A 15,649-nucleotide genomic window follows, 5' to 3' on the forward strand; every position below is an offset into this window, starting at 1 on the left:
GCCGGTATTCGAGCGCTTCACGATCGCGTCGCAATCGTGAAGCGCTCTAGGCCTCTGATTTTGCCGCGTTTTCTGCGACGAACCGGTTTCCGCTTCGTCGGCCAATGCTCTACCCCATCGGCACCACGATCGAGAGGCCGATCAGCACCAGGGGCATCGCCACCAGCGCCAGCACGGTCTGCACCGCCGTGATGCCCGCCATCAGCGGCGCATCGCCGCCGAGCTGGCGGGCGAGGATGTAGGCCGAGGAGGCGGTCGGCAGCACCTGGAACAGCAGGGCCGTGGTGAGCGCCGGCCCGTGCAGCCCGAGGCCGTGCGCCACCAGCACGGTCGCCGCCGGCATCGCCAGGAACTTCATCGCCGAGGCCGAGGCCACCGGCCCGATCCAGGTCCGCGCGCCAGAGAAGTCGAGCGCCGCCCCGACGCAGAGCAGGCCGATCGGCAGCGACGCCGCGCCCAGCGTGCGAAGCGCCGGCTCCAACCCCGGCGGCAGGCCCCAGCCGAGGAGCTGGACGGCGAGGCCCGCCAGCGACGACACGATCAGCGGATTGGTGACGATCTGCCGGGCGACGCCCCGCGGCGTCAGCCGGGCCGCACCGTGGCGAGCGAAGACCAGCACGCACAGGATGTTGACCGTCGGCACGATCGCCGCGTTGCAGATCGCCGCGAGCGCGATCCCCTTCGCCCCGAACAGCCCGGCGGCGAGCGTCACGCCGACATAGTTGTTGAAGCGCACGCTGCCCTGGAACACCGAGGTGAAGGCCGGCCCGTCGATCCGCATGACGGGCCGCAGGGCGACGACGAGGGCCGCCACGACCAGGGTCGAGAGGATCAGCGTGAGGGCGAGCGCGCCGACCGGCACCGCCGCGACCTGCGCCGTGGCGAGGCTGTGGAAGAACAGGCTCGGCAGCAGCACGAAGTAGCCGAGGCGCTCGGCCTGCGGCCAGAAGGCTTCCGCGAGGAAGCGGCGGCGGCGCAAGGTCAGCCCGAGGACCGTCAGGATGACGACCGGCAGGAGGGCCAGCAGGACGGCGCTGGTCATGATGAGGCTGTCTCGGGGCGGGGTGTCTTCGAGGAGGGCCGGAGAGATCCGCAACGAGCCCGCGATGCGGAAGTCAAGGGTTTCGCTTAGCCGATGGGACGGCCCGCTCCCAGCCGCTCCCGGGTAGGGCGGCCATGCGTGGCTCGACGGGGCCGCCCGACGACGCCTCGGCGAGGCGGCGCGGTGCGCTTCCGCCCGGTCCCTGCCCCGGACGTGCCGTTGCGTTACCGTAATATCCGTCGCGGCTCGCCGCAATGTGGCGAATGCCTGGTAACAGTGTGGTGCCCATTAACCATGCGGACGTAGCCAAGGATCACCCCAACGGAGTCGGTCCATGCTGCGGCTGTCCAACGTCAAGATCCTGCACAAGCTCGTCGGCGTCATCGTGGCGATCAGCCTCATCGTCGCCGGCTGCGTCTGGTACGCCCAGTCGCGCATGACGAGCATCGACGACGCCTACAGCCTGTTCATCACGCGGGAGGCGCGGGCCGTCGCGACCGCGCGGCGCGTGAACGGCCTGGCCTTCACGCTCAATTACTGGGTCTACCGCATCATCGCCGAGACCGAAGACGCCCAGATGAAGGCCGCCGATGCCGGGTTCCAGGCCGCGGTGCCGGTGCTGACGCAGGCCTTGGCCGACCTTCGGAGCGAGGCACCGACCTTCAAGACCCGGATCGACGCGCAGGTCGCCCGCATCGAGCGCTTCGTGCAGGGCGTCATCGAGGTGCGCCGCCTCGGTTCGACCAACCACAACGCCGAGGCGATCGACCTCGTGCACCGGGAGATCGACCCGACCTTCAAGGCGATGATCGACGAGAGCGCCTCGCTCGCCGAGGACATCCGCCGCTACATGGAGAAGGGGTCGGACGACCTCACCGACGAGACCAACGCCACCCGCGCCAGCCTGGTGGCCTTGAGCGCGGCGGGCATGACGGCCGGTCTCCTGGCGGCGATCCTGATCGCCGTGTTCGGCATCACGCGCCCGCTCGGACGTCTCGTCGCGGTGCTGCAGCGCATGGCCGCCGGCGAGATCGATGCCGAGATCAAGGAGGCGGCCCGCGGCGACGAGGTCGGCGCCGTCGGCCGCGCCGTCGAGGGCATCAAGGCCCTGGTGGCCCGAAAAGCCGCGGAGCAGGCCGAGATCAAGCGCATCGCCGACGAGGCCGCTGCGAAAGAGCGCAGGCGCGCGAGGGTGGAACTCGCCGACGCCTTCGAGCGCGCGGTGGGCGGCGTCGTCGGCATCGTCTCGTCCTCGGCCACCGAGCTGCAGGCGACCGCCCAGCAGATGACCGCGACGGCGGCCGAGACGGCGGCCCAGTCGACCACGGTCGCGGCCGCCGCCGAGGAGGCCGCCGCCAATGTCGGCACGGTGGCGGCCGCCGCCGAGGAGCTGGGGAACGCCGTGCAGGAGATCGGCCGGCAGGTCGCCGGCTCGGCCGGTCTCGCCCAGGCCGCGGTGGCCGAGGCCGACCAGACCTCGCGGCTGGTGCAGGAGCTCAGCCAGGCCGCCGAGCAGATCGGCGCCATGGTGGGGCTGATCTCCTCGATCGCCGGCCAGACCAACCTGCTCGCCCTCAACGCCACGATCGAGGCGGCCCGGGCGGGGGAAGCGGGCCGCGGCTTCGCCGTGGTGGCGGCCGAGGTGAAGGAGCTCGCCGCGCAGACCGCCAAGGCCACCGAGGAGATCGGCCAGCGCATCGGCCAGGTGCAGGGCGTGACGAGCCTCGCGGTCGGCGCCATCGGCACCATCACCGGGCGGATCCAGGAGATCAACGCCGTCGCGGCCTCGATCGCCGCCGCGGTGGAGGAGCAGGGAGCCGCCACCCAGGAGATCGTCCGCAACGTGGCGCAGGCGGCGAGCGGCACCTCCGAGGTGACCGGCAATATCGCGGGCGTGGCGCGGGCCTCGGAGGATACCGGCGCGGCGGCGTCCCAGGTGCTGGCCTCGGCCTCGGAGCTGTCGCGCCAGTCCGAGCACCTCACGGCCGAGGTCGGACGCTTCCTCGTGACGATCCGGGCGGCGTGAAGCGGACGGCGCGAGCCGGAGGATGTGTCGCCGCCTTACGGCCGCTCGGCCGGGATGCGGCGGCTCACGGTTGCCACTGCTCGAACGCCTCCCGCATCACCTTCTCTCCCGCGTTGCCCTTCTCGAAGGTCAGGATCGCGCGGTTGCCGTTGGCGTAGCGGATCGGCAGGTCGATCCAGTTGCGCTTGAGCAGCAGGTCGGTGTTGCGCTCGATGTCGGCCTTGAGATTCGAGAGGCCGATCAGGAACAGGTTGTCGCGCACCGGCACCGGCAGGCCCGAGACCGGGGAGCCGCGGCCGGTCTCGTCGTCCTTGAACTGGATCAGGCCGACGTCGCGCACGGTACGGTTCGGATCGGTCGCCGTGAAGGTGAGTTCGAGGATGTGCGAGGCCGGCAGGGTCGCGTCGGTGTTGCGGCGCAGGACCATCGCCAGGCTCAGGCCCGCGTCGGGCACGTCGACATTGCCGCGCACCACGGTCTGGAGCGGCTGGCCCTGACCGCCGTTCACGGCGTCGAGGCGCCACACCACCCGGGCCTGCGTCGCCTTCGGGGCGCTGCCCTGGGGGCCGTTCTCCTCGTAGAGGGTGCCTCGCTGCGCCACCGCGATGTCGGGCGTCGGCGACGGGCGCGGAGCGCCGCCCTGCGGGGCGGCGGGGGCCGCCGGCGCGGGGGCCGGGGCCTGAGGCGCCCGCTCGCCGCCGACCCGGTCGGCGAATTTCGAATCCTGGTTCTCGGCCGGCCGGTTGGGGCCGTTCTCGGCGAAGCCCGCCGGCAGGGCGGCCGGGTTGTCGCGCAGGGACCAGGCGGTGACCGCGATGGCGCCGACGATGGTGGCCAGCACTGCCGCCACGATGCCGTTGCGCACCAGCCGCGAGCGGTCGCGCTTGGGCGCCACCACGTCGAGGCGGGGACGCTGGGGACCCGGATCGGTAGTCCCCGGATCCTCCGCGGGATCGGGGGTGCGCGCCCGCGCCGGGGGCAGCTTCAGCTCGACCGGGGGGCCGGCCTCCGGCAGGGCGTCGGCGTGGTGCGGCGCCGGGGCCGCGGGAGGCGACGGCTCGGGCAGGGCAGGGGGCAGGGTAGGGGAGGCAACGGCGCGGAGAGGCTCGGGCGTCACCGCCGGTTCCGCCAGCGGCTCCCGCGACGGCTCCGGAGCATGATTCGGTTCGGGCGGGGCGGGCTCCGGCGGGCCGCCATGCTCGATCTCGAGCCGGGCGATCGCCCGGTCGAGGGAGACCCGCTCCGCCTCGATATCGGCCTCCGACAGGGGCGGATCGAGGGAGCGGAGCTGGCCGATCAGGGCCGCGCGGGCGCGCTCGTAGACCGTGTGCCGCAGGTCGGGCGAACGGTCGGGCAGGGCCTCGAGGGCGCGGGCGAGCAGGGGATAGTAATCGGCCATGGTCGCCGCATGCCTTGTCGTGCGGGGCGGCGGGCGTCAAGCTTCGCCCGCCGGATGCGCGGAGGATTCCCCTTAATCCTCCAAATTCCCCTCAATCCTCGAAGGGGTTGTGGACCAGGATGGTGTCGTCCCGCTCCGGCGAGGTCGAGAGCAGGGCGACCGGCGCGCCGATCAGCTCCTCGATCCGGCGCACGTACTTGATCGCCTGGGCCGGCAGGTCGGCCCAGGAGCGGCCGCCCGCGGTGGTCTCGCTCCAGCCCTCGAAGGCCTCGTAGATCGGCTCGACCCGGGCCTGGTCGGCCTGGCTCGCCGGCAGGTGGTCGATCTCGCGGCCGTCGAGGCGGTAGCCGGTGCAGATCTGGATCGTCTCGAAGCCGTCGAGGATGTCGAGCTTGGTGAGCGCGATGCCGTCGATGCCGGAGGTCCGCACGGTCTGGCGCACCAGGGCGGCGTCGAACCAGCCGCAGCGGCGCTTGCGCCCGGTGACGACGCCGAACTCGCGGCCCCGCTCGCCGATGCGCTCGCCGATCGCGTCGGTCAGCTCGGTCGGGAACGGACCCTCGCCGACCCGGGTGGTGTAGGCCTTGACGATGCCGAGCACGTAACCGATCGCCCCCGGGCCGAGGCCCGACCCCGTCGCCGCCTGCGCCGCCACGATGTTCGAGGAGGTCACGTAGGGATAGGTGCCGTGGTCGACGTCGAGGAGGGCGCCTTGCGCGCCCTCGAACAGGATGCGCTTGCCGGAGCGTCGCGCGTCGTCGAGGAGCGACCACACCGTGTCGGCGAAGGGCAGGATCTTCGGGGCGATGGCGAGGAGCTCGGCCTTCAGCGCCGCGCCGTCGATCTCGTCGATGCCGAGGCCCCGGCGCAGGGCGTTGTGATGGGCGAGCAGGCGCGAGATCTTGGCGTCGAGCATCTCGGCATCGGCGAGGTCGACGACGCGAATCGCCCGGCGGCCGACCTTGTCCTCGTAGGCCGGGCCGATGCCGCGCTTGGTGGTGCCGATCTTCAGCACCGCGTTCGAGGTCTCGCGGAAATGGTCGAGCTCGCGGTGCAGCGGCAGGATCAGGGTCGCGTTGTCGGCGATGCGCAGGTTCTCGGGCGTGATCGCCACGCCCTGCTGGCCGATCTTGGCGATTTCCTCGACGAGGTGCCAGGGATCGACCACGACGCCGTTGCCGATGACCGAGAGCGTGCCGCCGCGCACCACGCCCGAGGGCAGGAGCGACAGCTTGTAGGTCACGCCGTCGATCACGAGGGTGTGGCCGGCATTGTGCCCGCCCTGGAAGCGCACCACGACGTCGGCCTGCTCGGAGAGCCAGTCGACGATCTTGCCCTTGCCCTCGTCGCCCCACTGGGCGCCCACGACGACGACGTTCGCCATATCTAAAATACCCGTCCCTGCCCGCCGCGCGAAAAGCCCCGGCGCATGGAAGGCGCGGGGCTGATCGGCTGCGGATGGTGTCACGCGTGTGCGCTCTTCGGCGATCCCGGCCGGGAAATCAAGCTGGGCCCGGGAGATGCGCCGAAGTTCGCCGGCCGGATGCGCCTTACTTGGCCTGGGTGTTCGGACCCTGGCCCGGCAGCTCGCCCGGCTTGATCACCGGGGTCGAGTTCGGGGTCGGCTCCGGCGGCGTCACCGCCATGTCCGGGGCGCCGGTGGCCGGCGGCTTGATCACGCCGTCCGATCGCTGGAGCTTGTCGCTGAGCGTCGAGCCGGTGGTGTCGGACTTGTCGGCGTTCGAGGTCGCGTCGCCAGGCCGGACCTTCTCGGGGATGGTCTGGTTCAGCGGCGGCAGGTTCGGGTCGCGGGTGCGGCCCTGCAGGGGCACCTCGGGCGACTGGGCGAGGGCGGCGGTGGCGCCGGCGACGATCGCCAGCACGGCCAGCCCGCCGCGCGTCAGCTTGGACATTCGGGTTCTCCCAAGAGTTGGGTCTCCTGGGGGAAACAGGGCCGGCCCCCGTCAGTTCCGGCCCCGCTTGGCTTTAGCCGCTGCCGCCGCAGGCTCTAGGCGGCTTCCCGCTCCAGGGGGCGGATCGCGTCCATCTCCGCACCGATCGCGTCGCGGGCCGTCAGAAGGTCGAAACGGCTCTGAAGGTTCACCCACACTTGTGGGTCCATCCCGAAGTAGCGCCCGAGCCGCAGGGCCGTGTCGGCGGTGATGCCGATCTCCTCGCGGGCGATGCGCTCGATCCGCGTGCGCGGCACGCGGCACGCCTTCGCGATGGCGTAGGCCGTCAAGTTCAGCGGCACCATGAACTCTTCCCGCAGCACCTCGCCAGGGTGCATCGGCGGCAGGAGGGTGTCGGTCTCGTGCTCGGTGCTCATGCCGCTTGCCTCCGAAGGAGTAGGGCGCTGCCCAGAACGGTGGTCGTCAGTGATAGTCCACGATCTCCACGTCTTCCGGTCCGATGGCTGTCCAACGAAAGCACAATCGGAACTGGTCATTGATCCAGATGGCGTGTTGCCCGACTCGCTCGTCGAGCAGCGGGTGCAACTTGTTGCCCGGAGGAACCTTCAAGGCGTCGAACGAGGTCGCCGCATCCAGGTAGTTGAGCTTACGCCGGGCCGTCTTGAGAAGGTGAGCCGGTATCCCTCTTGGCCGCCGCCCTTCGAAAACGTCTCGCGTCCGGTCATCGGCGAAGCTACGAATCACTAGGCGGCCTCCTAGGCGATGATTAGTATCGCACAATGATACGTGTCGGTCAAGCGAAACGTATCTATGAGCGATACCAATACTGCCGCGATCCGCGTCTGCGCCGATGCCCTGCGTTAGAAATGCCCGGTGGTGTCTCGGGCATTCCCGGGGCGATCAGCTTCGATCCGGAGACCGGCCGTCTACGGCCGGCAGACCAAGCCTCAGCCGTTCGCCGCCATCTCCAGGTAGAGGCCGCGCAGGCGGCGGGTCATCGGGCCGGGCTGGCCGCCGCCGACGCGGGTGCCGTCGATCTCGATCACCGGCATCACGAAGGCGGAGGCCGAGGTGAAGAACGCCTCGGACGCGGCCAGCGCCTCCTCGACCGTGAAGGCGCGCTCCTCCACGCTCAGGCCGTTCTCCTCGGCGAGCCGCATCACCGCCCGGCGGGTGATGCCCGGAAGAAGCGCCGTCGAGAGCGGGCGGGTGACGATGCGGTTATCCTCCGTGATGATGAAGGCGGTCGAGGATCCGCCCTCGGTCACGAAGCCGTCCTCGTGCATCCACGCTTCCGCGACGCCGGCGGCGGCGGCCTGCTGCTTCGCCAGGACTTGGGCCAGCAGCGCCACCGACTTGATGTCCCGGCGCTTCCAGCGCAGGTCCTCGACGGTGATGATCTTGGCGCCGCGCTCGGCCAGCGGGTTCGCCGAGACGGTCTTGGCCTGCGTGAACATCACCACCGTCGGCGGCGTGCCCTCGGGCGGGAAGGCGAAGTCGCGCTCGGCCACCCCGCGGGTGACCTCCATGTAGATGAGGCCTTCCTTGAGATCGTTGCGGGTGACCAGCTCTTCCTCGAGCTTGGTCCACTCGGCGATCGAATGAGGATTGCGGATGCCGATCTCAGCCAGCGAGCGGTCGAGCCGGGCGAGGTGGGCCTCGTTGTCGACGAGCTTGCCGTTCAGCACCGCGCTCACCTCGTAGATGCCGTCGGCGAACAGGAACCCGCGGTCCATGATCGGGATCGTCGCCTCCTCGAAGGGCACGAAGCGGCCGTTGACGTAGACGATGCGGGACATGCGGGTCTTCCTCTCGCGGGACCGATCACGCGGCCGGGCCGGACAAGAGGCTCTTGAAGCACCAGCCGGAGCCCGGCCGCAAGCGCGATTCCGGCCGCCCCGCCCCGCAAGCGCCGTGCGCGCGCGGCGGTTGCGCTTGGCCGCGCCCACGACCTATCGTCCGGCGAACACGAGAGGAACCGACATGCGGCTCACCCCCGACGCGAAGGGCGTCTTCCCCATCGCCCCGACCCCGTTCCACCCGGACGGCCGCATCGACGAGGCCTCGGTCGACAAGATGACCGATTTCTACGGCGAGATCGGCGCGACCGGCCTCACCGTACTCGGCATCATGGGCGAGGCGCCCAAGCTTGACGGCGCGGAAGCGGTGGCCGTGGCCTCGCGGGTGATCCGGCGCACGAAGCTGCCGGTCGTCATCGGCGTCTCGGCCCCGGGCTTTGCCGCGATGGGCTCGCTCACCCGCGCGGTGATGGATGCGGGTGCGGCGGCCGTGATGATCGCCCCGCCGCCGTCCCTGCGCACCGACGACCAGATCGTCGGCTACTACGCCCAGGCCGCCGAGGTGATCGGGCCCGACGTGCCGTTCGTGATCCAGGACTACCCGCTCACCCTGAGCGTGGTGATGACGCCCGCCGTGATCCGCCGCATCGTCACCGACAACCCGAACTGCGTGATGCTCAAGCACGAGGACTGGCCGGGGCTGGAGAAGATCTCCGCCCTGCGCGCCTTCCAGCGCGACGGCTCGCTGCGGCCGATCTCGATCCTGTGCGGCAATGGCGGCCTGTTCCTCGATTTCGAGTGCGAGCGCGGCGCCGACGGCGCCAATACCGGCTACGCCTTCCCGGAGATGCTGGTCGACGTAGTTCGGCTCTCAGTCGCCGGCGAGCGCGAGCGCGCCCACGACATCTTCGACGCCCACCTGCCGCTCCTGCGCTACGAGCAGCAGCCGGGCCTGGGGCTGGCGGTGCGCAAATACGTGATGATGCGCCGCGGCATCCTGGCCTCGGATGCCCAGCGCAAGCCGGGGGCCGGCCTGTCGGCGACGGCGAAGGCCGAGGTGGACTTTTTGCTGGAGCGGTTGGGCCGGCACGACCCGCGGGCGCGGGTCTGACGATGCCGTCAGGCGGCATCCTCCAGGTGGATGCGCAGGACGAAGCCCGCGGCGGTCGCGATGTTGACCAGCGCGTCGAGCGAGAATGTGTCGAGCTTGCCGCGCATCAGCTCGTTGAGCCGCGGGCGGGTCAGGTGCAATCTGGCTGCGGCCTGTTCCTGGGGTAGATCCCAGCTCCGGATCCGCTCGCGGATCTGGAGCAGCAGGTCCGCCCGTGCAGTCATGTTCGCGGCCTCCACCGGATCGTCGGTCAGGGTGTCGAAGACGTTCGCGAATGTCTCGTTCGTCATGTCGTGTCTCCACGAACATCGGACGGTCCAAGGCTGGCGCGGTGTCCCTCCCTCGACCTCATCCTGAGAGCTTGTTTGAGTTGGCCGACCGCATTGAACCCCTCGATGTCATCCCGGGGCCGCGGAGCGGAACCCGGGATCCATAATCGCTGACGACGCAGAAGACGTCGGAACGCGTTTCGCTTCACCCTGCACCGTCAGCGGTTATGGATCCCGGGTTCTCGCCTCCGGCGAGCCCCGGGACGACGTCGAGAGATGTCGGCCTGTGTACAGATCGTTCGGCGAAACCGCTCAAAGAGGCTCCGAGGTGTGGAGCGATCGAAGATCGCGAAGCCTCGAAGGAGGCCTCTAGACGTCCCGGAGATCACTGGAGCCCTCCTTCGAGGCCGACCGATCTTCGATCGGCCGGCACCTCAGGATGAGGTCGAGGGTGGGACAACCGAAATCTGGCACGAGGGACTACCTGTCCCGCCTCTTCCGCAGGTCCGTCCCGTGGCCGGGCGCCCGACCCTTCCGCTCACTTCTCCGAGCCGAACACCCGTCGGAAGATCGTATCGACGTGCTTCAAGTGGTAGCCGAGGTCGAAGCACTCGGCGATCGCCTCGGGCTTCAAGGCCGCGGTCACCTCGCGGTCGGCCTGAAGCAGGGTGAGGAAGTCGCCCTCGCCGCGCCAGACCGGCATCGCGTTGCGCTGGACCAGCCGGTAGGCGTCCTCGCGCGACACGCCGGCCTGGGTGAGCGCCAGCAGCACCCGCTGCGAGTGGACGAGGCCGCCGAGCCGGTCGAGGTTGCGCTGCATCTGCTCGGGGTAGACGAGCAGCTTGTCGACGACGCCGGTGAGGCGGGCGAGCGCGAAGTCGAGGGTGACGGTGGCGTCCGGGCCGATCATCCGCTCGACCGAGGAGTGCGAGATGTCGCGTTCGTGCCAGAGCGCCACGTTCTCCATCGCCGGTAGCGCGTAGGACCGCACCATGCGGGCGAGACCCGTCAGGTTCTCGGTCAGCACCGGGTTGCGCTTGTGCGGCATCGCCGAGGAGCCCTTCTGGCCCTCGGAGAAGTACTCTTCCGCCTCCAGCACCTCGGTGCGCTGCAGGTGGCGCACCTCGATCGCCAGCCGCTCGATCGACGAGGCGACGACGCCGAGCACCGCGAAGAACATCGCGTGGCGGTCGCGCGGGATGACCTGCGTCGAGACCGGCTCAGGCGTCAGCCCCATCTTCTCGGCGACGTATTCCTCGACCCGCGGGTCGATGTTGGCGAAGGTGCCGACCGCGCCCGAGATGGCGCAGGTCGCGACCTCGGCGCGGGCCGCGATCAGGCGGGCCCGGGCGCGCTCGAACTCGGCATAGGCCTGGGCGAGCTTGAGCCCGAAGGTGACCGGCTCGGCGTGGATGCCGTGCGAGCGGCCGATGGTCGGGGTCAGCTTGTGCTCGAAGGCCCGGCGCTTGAGCGCGGCCAGCAGCCCGTCGATGTCGGCGATGAGCAGGTCCGCGGCGCGGACGAGCTGCACGTTGAGGCAGGTGTCGAGCACGTCCGACGAGGTCATGCCCTGGTGGACGAAGCGCGCCTCGGGCCCGACGATCTCGGCGAGGTGTGTCAGGAAGGCGATCACGTCGTGCTTGGTGACGCGCTCGATCTCGTCGATGCGCGCGACGTCGAACACCGCGTCGCGGCCCTTCTCCCACACCTTGGCGGCGGCCTCCTTCGGCACGACGCCGAGCTCGGCCAGGGCCGTGGTGGCATGGGCCTCGATCTCGAACCAGATCCGGAAACGCGTTTCCGGCGACCAGATCGCCGTCATCTCGGGCCGGCTGTAGCGGGGGATCATCGTCGGGGCTCCTGCGTGAAGGGCGAGATTGGGATGCCGCGACGGCTATGGGATGCGGGGCGAGAAGGCAAGAAAGGGGAGGGGGTCGCGCTCCTCGACGGCTCGGCGTCTCGTCCGGGATCCCGTCCGGGATCTCCTGGGCCGCGATCACCCCCGATGCCTTCCGGGGCACCGACCGCGGGGCGAATGCCCGCGGTTTTTGTCCCATCCTCAACTTTCAGGTGCGGTCGCTAAAATTTTAGCCGGATCCGCAGGCGGGCCTTCAAGGCCGGGCCGCATTCTGCCGATGTCGTCCAGTTGGATGTCGTCCAAGTGGCAAGAACAACATCGGATCGGGGCTCGAAATGGTGGATCGACTGTCGTCCGGCGCAGCGTCGCTGCGCAAGTGCGTGATCGCGGCCGCGGCGGTCCTTCCGCTGATCGGCCTGCAGGCCGCGCCTGCGCAGGCTCGCGACGGCGGGGCCATCGCGGCCGGCATCATCGGCGGTCTGGCCCTGGGCGGGCTCGCCGCCGCGGCGGCGGCGCAGCCGCGCTACGCTTATCCCTACCCCGCTTACGGCTATCCGGCCTACGGCTACCGCCGCGTCTACTACGCGCCGGCCCGGGATTGTTGGATCCAGCGCCGCCGGGCCCGCGACGATTTCGGCAACATCTATTACCGGCGCGTGCGCGTCTGCGGTTAAGGCCGCACGGAGATCCGAATCCCGGGTCCCGCTGCGGCGAGCCCGGGATCGGGACGATCTAGAACCGCAGGGTCAGCCCGCCATTCACCGCGTAGCCGTCCCCGCCCGTGCGGGCGAAGGTGGTGCCGCCCGTCAAGGTTAGGCTCACCCCCGGCGTCACGTCGGCGGAAAGCCCCGCCTCGACGAGGCCGTAGGTGCCGCGCGCAGCCCGGCCGAGCGGGGTCAGGATCGGCAGCAGCGGGGTCGAGGTGAGGGAGGTCACCAACGTGCGGCCGCCATCCAGGAATTCGTGCTCGGCGGTGACGTTGACGAAGGCCCGCACCGGCAGGCCGACGAGGCTGAAGGGCGCGGCGCGCAGCTGCAGGCCGGCCCGGCCGACCAGCGACTCGATCCCGGTGGCGCCGACGGCCTGCGTCAGCACCGGGTCGCCCCGCTCGGTATAGGCGCCGACCCGCGTGGTGGCGTAGGTGAGGCCGACGATCGGCCCGAGGCGCACCGGCCCGACGATATCGAACAGGTAGCCCGCCTTCGCCGCCACCGCGACGCTGTCGCCGCCGGTCGCGCCGTTCAGCGGGTCGATCACGCCGGGCCGGGTCACGGAATAGTCGTGGCGGCCATAGGCCAGGACCGCGTCGGCGAACAGGTTGGTTCCGGTGAACGAGCCGTAGGCGGCGAAGCCGTAGCTGTCGACGTCGATCGTGCCGGCGCCGCCGCGGAGGTTCGCGTGCGGGTTGGCGTAGTTGAAGGCGACGCCGAAGCGCACGCCCGGGGTGGGCGTCGCCTCGATTCCGATCGCGCCGCTCGGGCTGTCGTAGTCGTAGCCGGTGGAAAAGCCCCGTGTCGCCCGGCTGCCGCCGGCGTACCCGCCCTGGCCCCACACGATCAGCGGGCTTGCCGGCGCGCCGAGCGGCGCGACGCCGGTGACACCGAGCGCGCCCGTCGCCTCGCCGGGCAGGGGCGCGAAGAGCCGGTAGGCGTCGAGGCGCTGAAGCAGGGCGCCGGCGAAGCTCGTCGTGCCGATCTGGCCGAGCTCGGCCTGGGCGGCGATGCCGTTCGGCGCGGCGAGCGCGTTCGCCATGTAGCGCGACAGCACGAGGTAGCCGCCCTCGGTCAGGTGCACCCCGTCGAGGGAGAGGAAGGTGTTCTGCACCGCCTTCGGGGCGGTGGCACAGGCGGCGACGAGCGCGCAGGGCGTGCTGGTGTTGGTGAAGCCGTAGCGGCCCGGATCGGCGATGATGCGCTGGAAGATCTGGCCGTTGTCGAGGAGGAAGATCCGGGTGCCGGCGGCCGAATAGGGCGCCAGCCCTGCCTGCAACCCGTCGAAGTAGGTGCGGGAGAAGAGGTCGGCGGCCGCGGCGTTGCCGGAGGCCGCGACCCGCGGCAGGCCGTTGAGCGTGGTGAAGCCGTTGAACACGATCGTGCCGGCACCCGCGCCGACGAGCTGGCCGACGCTGCCGACGGCATTCGCCGCCGAGGCCCGGCCGAGGAGCGGCGCCTGGGCGGTGGTGAGCCCGGAGAGCGCGGCGCCGATGCCGTCATTGCCGCCGATGTTGATGGCGACGAGGCTGCCGGGGCCGAGGCGCTGGCCGCTCGCCAGGAACGCCGCCACCTCCTGGGTCAGGCCCGGCAGCAGGCTCGAGCCGACATTGCCGGTGCCGGTCTGGGCGCCGCCGACGGCGTAGTTGGTCACGGCGGAATCGGGCAGGCCGTAGATCGCCTGCAGGCCGTCGACGAAGTTGACCCCGTTGGAGTAGCGGCCGTTCACGTAGGGAAAGCCGAGGGGCCGGCCGGTGAGGCGCACGACGTTGCCGGTATCGGCGTAGCTGTCGCCGAAGACCGTGAGCCCCGTCACCGCCTGCGCGGCCGCACCCTGCGCGCCCGCCAGAGCCGTGCCGGCGAGGAACGAGGCCGCCATGCCCGCGCGCCGCAGGCGTCCGAAACCCGTCGTCATGTCGTTTCCCCCAAAGGTCCTGCGGCGTCGCCGCGCCGCTTTTGGGCCACAATGGGGCAGGCCGGGACCGGTCGGGTCAAGCGTCTGACGGCCGGGTTACAATTCAGACAAGACGAGGCGGCCGGCCTGTGACCCGGCCGCGACAGTCCCTCAGGATCAGGCCTCCTCCACCCGGGCCCAGCCGTTCGGCATCAGCCGTTCCTGGGGGGTGAACTTCGCCTTGTACTGCATCTTGCGCGACCCCTCGACCCAGTAGCCGAGATAGAGGTAGGGCAGGCCGAGGCTGCGGGCGCGCTCGATGTGGTCGAGGATCATGAAGGTGCCGAGCGAGCGCTCGGCCTCGACGGGATCGTAGAAGGAATAGACCATCGACAGCCCGTCGGAGAGCACATCGGTGAGGCAGACGGCGACCGGCGCGCCGGTGCCGCGGCCGTTGATCGCGGTGTCGGGCCCGCGCTTGCGGTAGACCACGAGGTGGGTCTCGACGTGGCTGTCCTCGACCATCATGGCGTAGTCGAGCACCGTCATGTCGACCATGCCGCCGTCGCCGTGGCGTGCGTCGAGGTAGCGGCGAAATAGCGCGTATTGCTCCGAGGCCGGGCGGTTGGCCTGGGCCTGGCCGACGAGGTCGCGATTGCGCTTCAGCACCCGGCGCTGGCTGTCGCTGGGCAAAAAGTCGTCCACCACCACCCGCACCGAGATGCAGGCGCGGCAAGTCTCGCAGGCCGGCCGGTAGGCGATGGTCTGCGAGCGGCGAAAGCCGCCCTGCGTCAGGATCTCGTTGAGGTCGCGGGCACGCCGGCCGACGAGATGCGTGAAGACCTTCCGCTCCTGCTGCCCGGGCAGGTAGGGGCACGGCGAGGGCGCCGTGAGGTAGAACTGCGGTGCGTCCCGCGGATGGCTGGTCACGCTTCGGTGTTCTCGCAGGCAGGGACCGGCGCGGCGCCGGGAAGGCCAGGATAGCACCGGCGCGGCCCGCCTCAACAGGGGCGGGCCGCGCCGGCGAAAAATCCTGACAATTAAGCGCGACGGGGGCCGAAGGTTGCAGCCCTGGGGTGCGCTCTCGCGTCCCTCACGCCTCGCGGACGACCGCGAGGTCGAGGACGAGGTCGTGGCCCATGCGCCGGTCGGCCCGCAGCACGCCGATGCCGATGTCGAGCACCCAGAGCAGGAAGGTCGACAGCGCGACGTAGAACAGCAGCGCGTGCACGCCGGCGGTGATCCAGTCGATCGGCCCGCCGGTCGTCGCCCGCACCGCCCGCAGGCCCATCATCCGCATGCCCAGCGTGCTCTGGCGCGGGCCGCCGACGGTGATCGCGCTGTAGAGGATGCCGCTCGCCGGCAGGATCGCGTAGAGCGCCCAGCCAACCCCGAAGGTGATGACCCCGAGGAGCGAGATCGCCAGCCACAGGAGGCAGCTGAAGCCGAAGATGAACAGGATGTCGAGCAGGTAGGCAATGAAGCGCCGCGACAGCGAGCCGTGCGCCACCAGCACCGGCGGCCCGGCCCAGCCGGGGCCGGACGGGGGCAGGGGACCGCCGTAGCCGGGTTGGTAGGGTCCACCCTGATAGGGACCGTTCTGCCAGGAATTCGCCATCGCGTCCGTC

15 protein-coding genes are annotated in these 15,649 nt (G+C 70.6%); 3 read left to right on the forward strand and 12 right to left on the reverse strand.

The genetic code is table 11. The annotated features are described in order from the left end of the window. Positions 1 to 109 precede the first annotated feature (109 nt). Positions 110 to 1,042 (reverse strand): AEC family transporter, encoded by a 933-nt coding sequence (locus tag BM430_RS25735; protein ID WP_093570089.1) that lies wholly within the window; start codon positions 1,040 to 1,042, stop codon positions 110 to 112. 334 nt (positions 1,043 to 1,376) lie between these two features. Between BM430_RS25735 and BM430_RS25740 the strand changes: the two genes are divergently transcribed. Beyond that, positions 1,377 to 3,068 (forward strand): methyl-accepting chemotaxis protein, encoded by a 1,692-nt coding sequence (locus BM430_RS25740; RefSeq protein ID WP_093570090.1) that lies wholly within the window; start codon positions 1,377 to 1,379, stop codon positions 3,066 to 3,068. 64 nt (positions 3,069 to 3,132) lie between these two features. Here BM430_RS25740 and BM430_RS25745 read toward each other — a convergent pair whose 3' ends face one another. The 6 genes from BM430_RS25745 to BM430_RS25770 form a co-directional block, all read right to left on the reverse strand. Beyond that, positions 3,133 to 4,467 carry a histidine kinase gene (locus BM430_RS25745; protein ID WP_093570091.1) on the reverse strand — a complete coding sequence of 445 codons (1,335 nt, stop codon included), beginning with the start codon at positions 4,465 to 4,467 and terminating at the stop codon, positions 3,133 to 3,135. A gap of 91 nt (positions 4,468 to 4,558) precedes the next feature. Beyond that, entirely contained in the window at positions 4,559 to 5,851 is a 1,293-nt protein-coding gene (locus BM430_RS25750; protein ID WP_093570092.1) for an adenylosuccinate synthase, read from the reverse strand. Positions 5,852 to 6,017: 166 nt separating this feature from the next. Further along, a complete protein-coding gene (locus BM430_RS25755; RefSeq protein WP_093570093.1) occupies positions 6,018 to 6,380 on the reverse strand; it encodes a hypothetical protein in 363 nt (120 codons plus the stop codon). Positions 6,381 to 6,475: 95 nt separating this feature from the next. After that, positions 6,476 to 6,796, reverse strand: coding sequence for a HigA family addiction module antitoxin (locus tag BM430_RS25760; protein WP_093570094.1), 321 nt, complete (start codon positions 6,794 to 6,796; stop codon positions 6,476 to 6,478). A gap of 46 nt (positions 6,797 to 6,842) precedes the next feature. Beyond that, positions 6,843 to 7,124: a type II toxin-antitoxin system RelE/ParE family toxin gene (locus BM430_RS25765; protein WP_093570095.1), complete on the reverse strand. Its 282-nt coding sequence runs from the start codon at positions 7,122 to 7,124 to the stop codon at positions 6,843 to 6,845. 203 nt (positions 7,125 to 7,327) lie between these two features. Next, complete coding sequence (locus tag BM430_RS25770; protein WP_093570096.1) at positions 7,328 to 8,179, reverse strand: D-amino-acid transaminase; 852 nt, start codon at positions 8,177 to 8,179, stop codon at positions 7,328 to 7,330. Between the two features lie 184 nt (positions 8,180 to 8,363). Between BM430_RS25770 and BM430_RS25775 the strand changes: the two genes are divergently transcribed. Further along, positions 8,364 to 9,290, forward strand: a complete 927-nt coding sequence (locus tag BM430_RS25775; protein ID WP_093570097.1) for a dihydrodipicolinate synthase family protein — start codon at positions 8,364 to 8,366, stop codon at positions 9,288 to 9,290. Between the two features lie 8 nt (positions 9,291 to 9,298). On the opposite strand, the gene BM430_RS25780 is transcribed toward BM430_RS25775, so the two are convergent. Then, complete coding sequence (locus BM430_RS25780; protein ID WP_093570098.1) at positions 9,299 to 9,580, reverse strand: helix-turn-helix domain-containing protein; 282 nt, start codon at positions 9,578 to 9,580, stop codon at positions 9,299 to 9,301. A gap of 517 nt (positions 9,581 to 10,097) precedes the next feature. Next, entirely contained in the window at positions 10,098 to 11,408 is a 1,311-nt protein-coding gene (purB, locus tag BM430_RS25785) for an adenylosuccinate lyase (protein WP_093570099.1), read from the reverse strand. A gap of 344 nt (positions 11,409 to 11,752) precedes the next feature. Between purB and BM430_RS25790 the strand changes: the two genes are divergently transcribed. After that, entirely contained in the window at positions 11,753 to 12,091 is a 339-nt protein-coding gene (locus BM430_RS25790; RefSeq protein WP_244539663.1) for a hypothetical protein, read from the forward strand. Positions 12,092 to 12,149: 58 nt separating this feature from the next. Here the strand turns inward: BM430_RS25790 and BM430_RS25795 are convergent, their stop codons facing one another. The 3 genes from BM430_RS25795 to BM430_RS25805 all read right to left on the reverse strand — a co-directional run bounded on the left by BM430_RS25795 (position 12,150) and on the right by BM430_RS25805 (position 15,639). Further along, a complete protein-coding gene (locus BM430_RS25795) occupies positions 12,150 to 14,042 on the reverse strand; it encodes an autotransporter domain-containing protein (RefSeq protein WP_093570100.1) in 1,893 nt (630 codons plus the stop codon). 156 nt (positions 14,043 to 14,198) lie between these two features. After that, complete coding sequence (locus tag BM430_RS25800) at positions 14,199 to 14,951, reverse strand: arginyltransferase (protein ID WP_093570101.1); 753 nt, start codon at positions 14,949 to 14,951, stop codon at positions 14,199 to 14,201. Positions 14,952 to 15,114: 163 nt separating this feature from the next. Then, entirely contained in the window at positions 15,115 to 15,639 is a 525-nt protein-coding gene (locus BM430_RS25805) for an RDD family protein (RefSeq protein ID WP_093570102.1), read from the reverse strand. Positions 15,640 to 15,649: the final 10 nt, after the last annotated feature.

It is taken from the genome of Methylobacterium sp. 174MFSha1.1 (genome assembly GCF_900116815.1).
Taxonomy (GTDB): Bacteria; Pseudomonadota; Alphaproteobacteria; order Rhizobiales; family Beijerinckiaceae; genus Methylobacterium.

Bases quoted from the DNA above. Each gene is read 5' to 3' on its own strand.
- BM430_RS25740 (WP_093570090.1), top strand. From the start codon at position 1,377: ATGCTGCGGCTGTCCAACGTCAAGATCCTGCACAAGCTCGTCGGCGTC.
- BM430_RS25770 (WP_093570096.1), bottom strand. From the start codon at position 8,179: ATGTCCCGCATCGTCTACGTCAACGGCCGCTTCGTGCCCTTCGAGGAG.
- BM430_RS25735 (WP_093570089.1), bottom strand. From the start codon at position 1,042: ATGACCAGCGCCGTCCTGCTGGCCCTCCTGCCGGTCGTCATCCTGACG.
- BM430_RS25755 (WP_093570093.1), bottom strand. From the start codon at position 6,380: ATGTCCAAGCTGACGCGCGGCGGGCTGGCCGTGCTGGCGATCGTCGCC.
- BM430_RS25780 (WP_093570098.1), bottom strand. From the start codon at position 9,580: ATGACGAACGAGACATTCGCGAACGTCTTCGACACCCTGACCGACGAT.
- purB (WP_093570099.1), bottom strand. From the start codon at position 11,408: ATGATCCCCCGCTACAGCCGGCCCGAGATGACGGCGATCTGGTCGCCG.
- BM430_RS25805 (WP_093570102.1), bottom strand. From the start codon at position 15,639: ATGGCGAATTCCTGGCAGAACGGTCCCTATCAGGGTGGACCCTACCAA.
- BM430_RS25795 (WP_093570100.1), bottom strand. From the start codon at position 14,042: ATGACGACGGGTTTCGGACGCCTGCGGCGCGCGGGCATGGCGGCCTCG.
- BM430_RS25745 (WP_093570091.1), bottom strand. From the start codon at position 4,467: ATGGCCGATTACTATCCCCTGCTCGCCCGCGCCCTCGAGGCCCTGCCC.
- BM430_RS25790 (WP_244539663.1), top strand. From the start codon at position 11,753: ATGGTGGATCGACTGTCGTCCGGCGCAGCGTCGCTGCGCAAGTGCGTG.
- BM430_RS25750 (WP_093570092.1), bottom strand. From the start codon at position 5,851: ATGGCGAACGTCGTCGTCGTGGGCGCCCAGTGGGGCGACGAGGGCAAG.
- BM430_RS25760 (WP_093570094.1), bottom strand. From the start codon at position 6,796: ATGAGCACCGAGCACGAGACCGACACCCTCCTGCCGCCGATGCACCCT.
- BM430_RS25775 (WP_093570097.1), top strand. From the start codon at position 8,364: ATGCGGCTCACCCCCGACGCGAAGGGCGTCTTCCCCATCGCCCCGACC.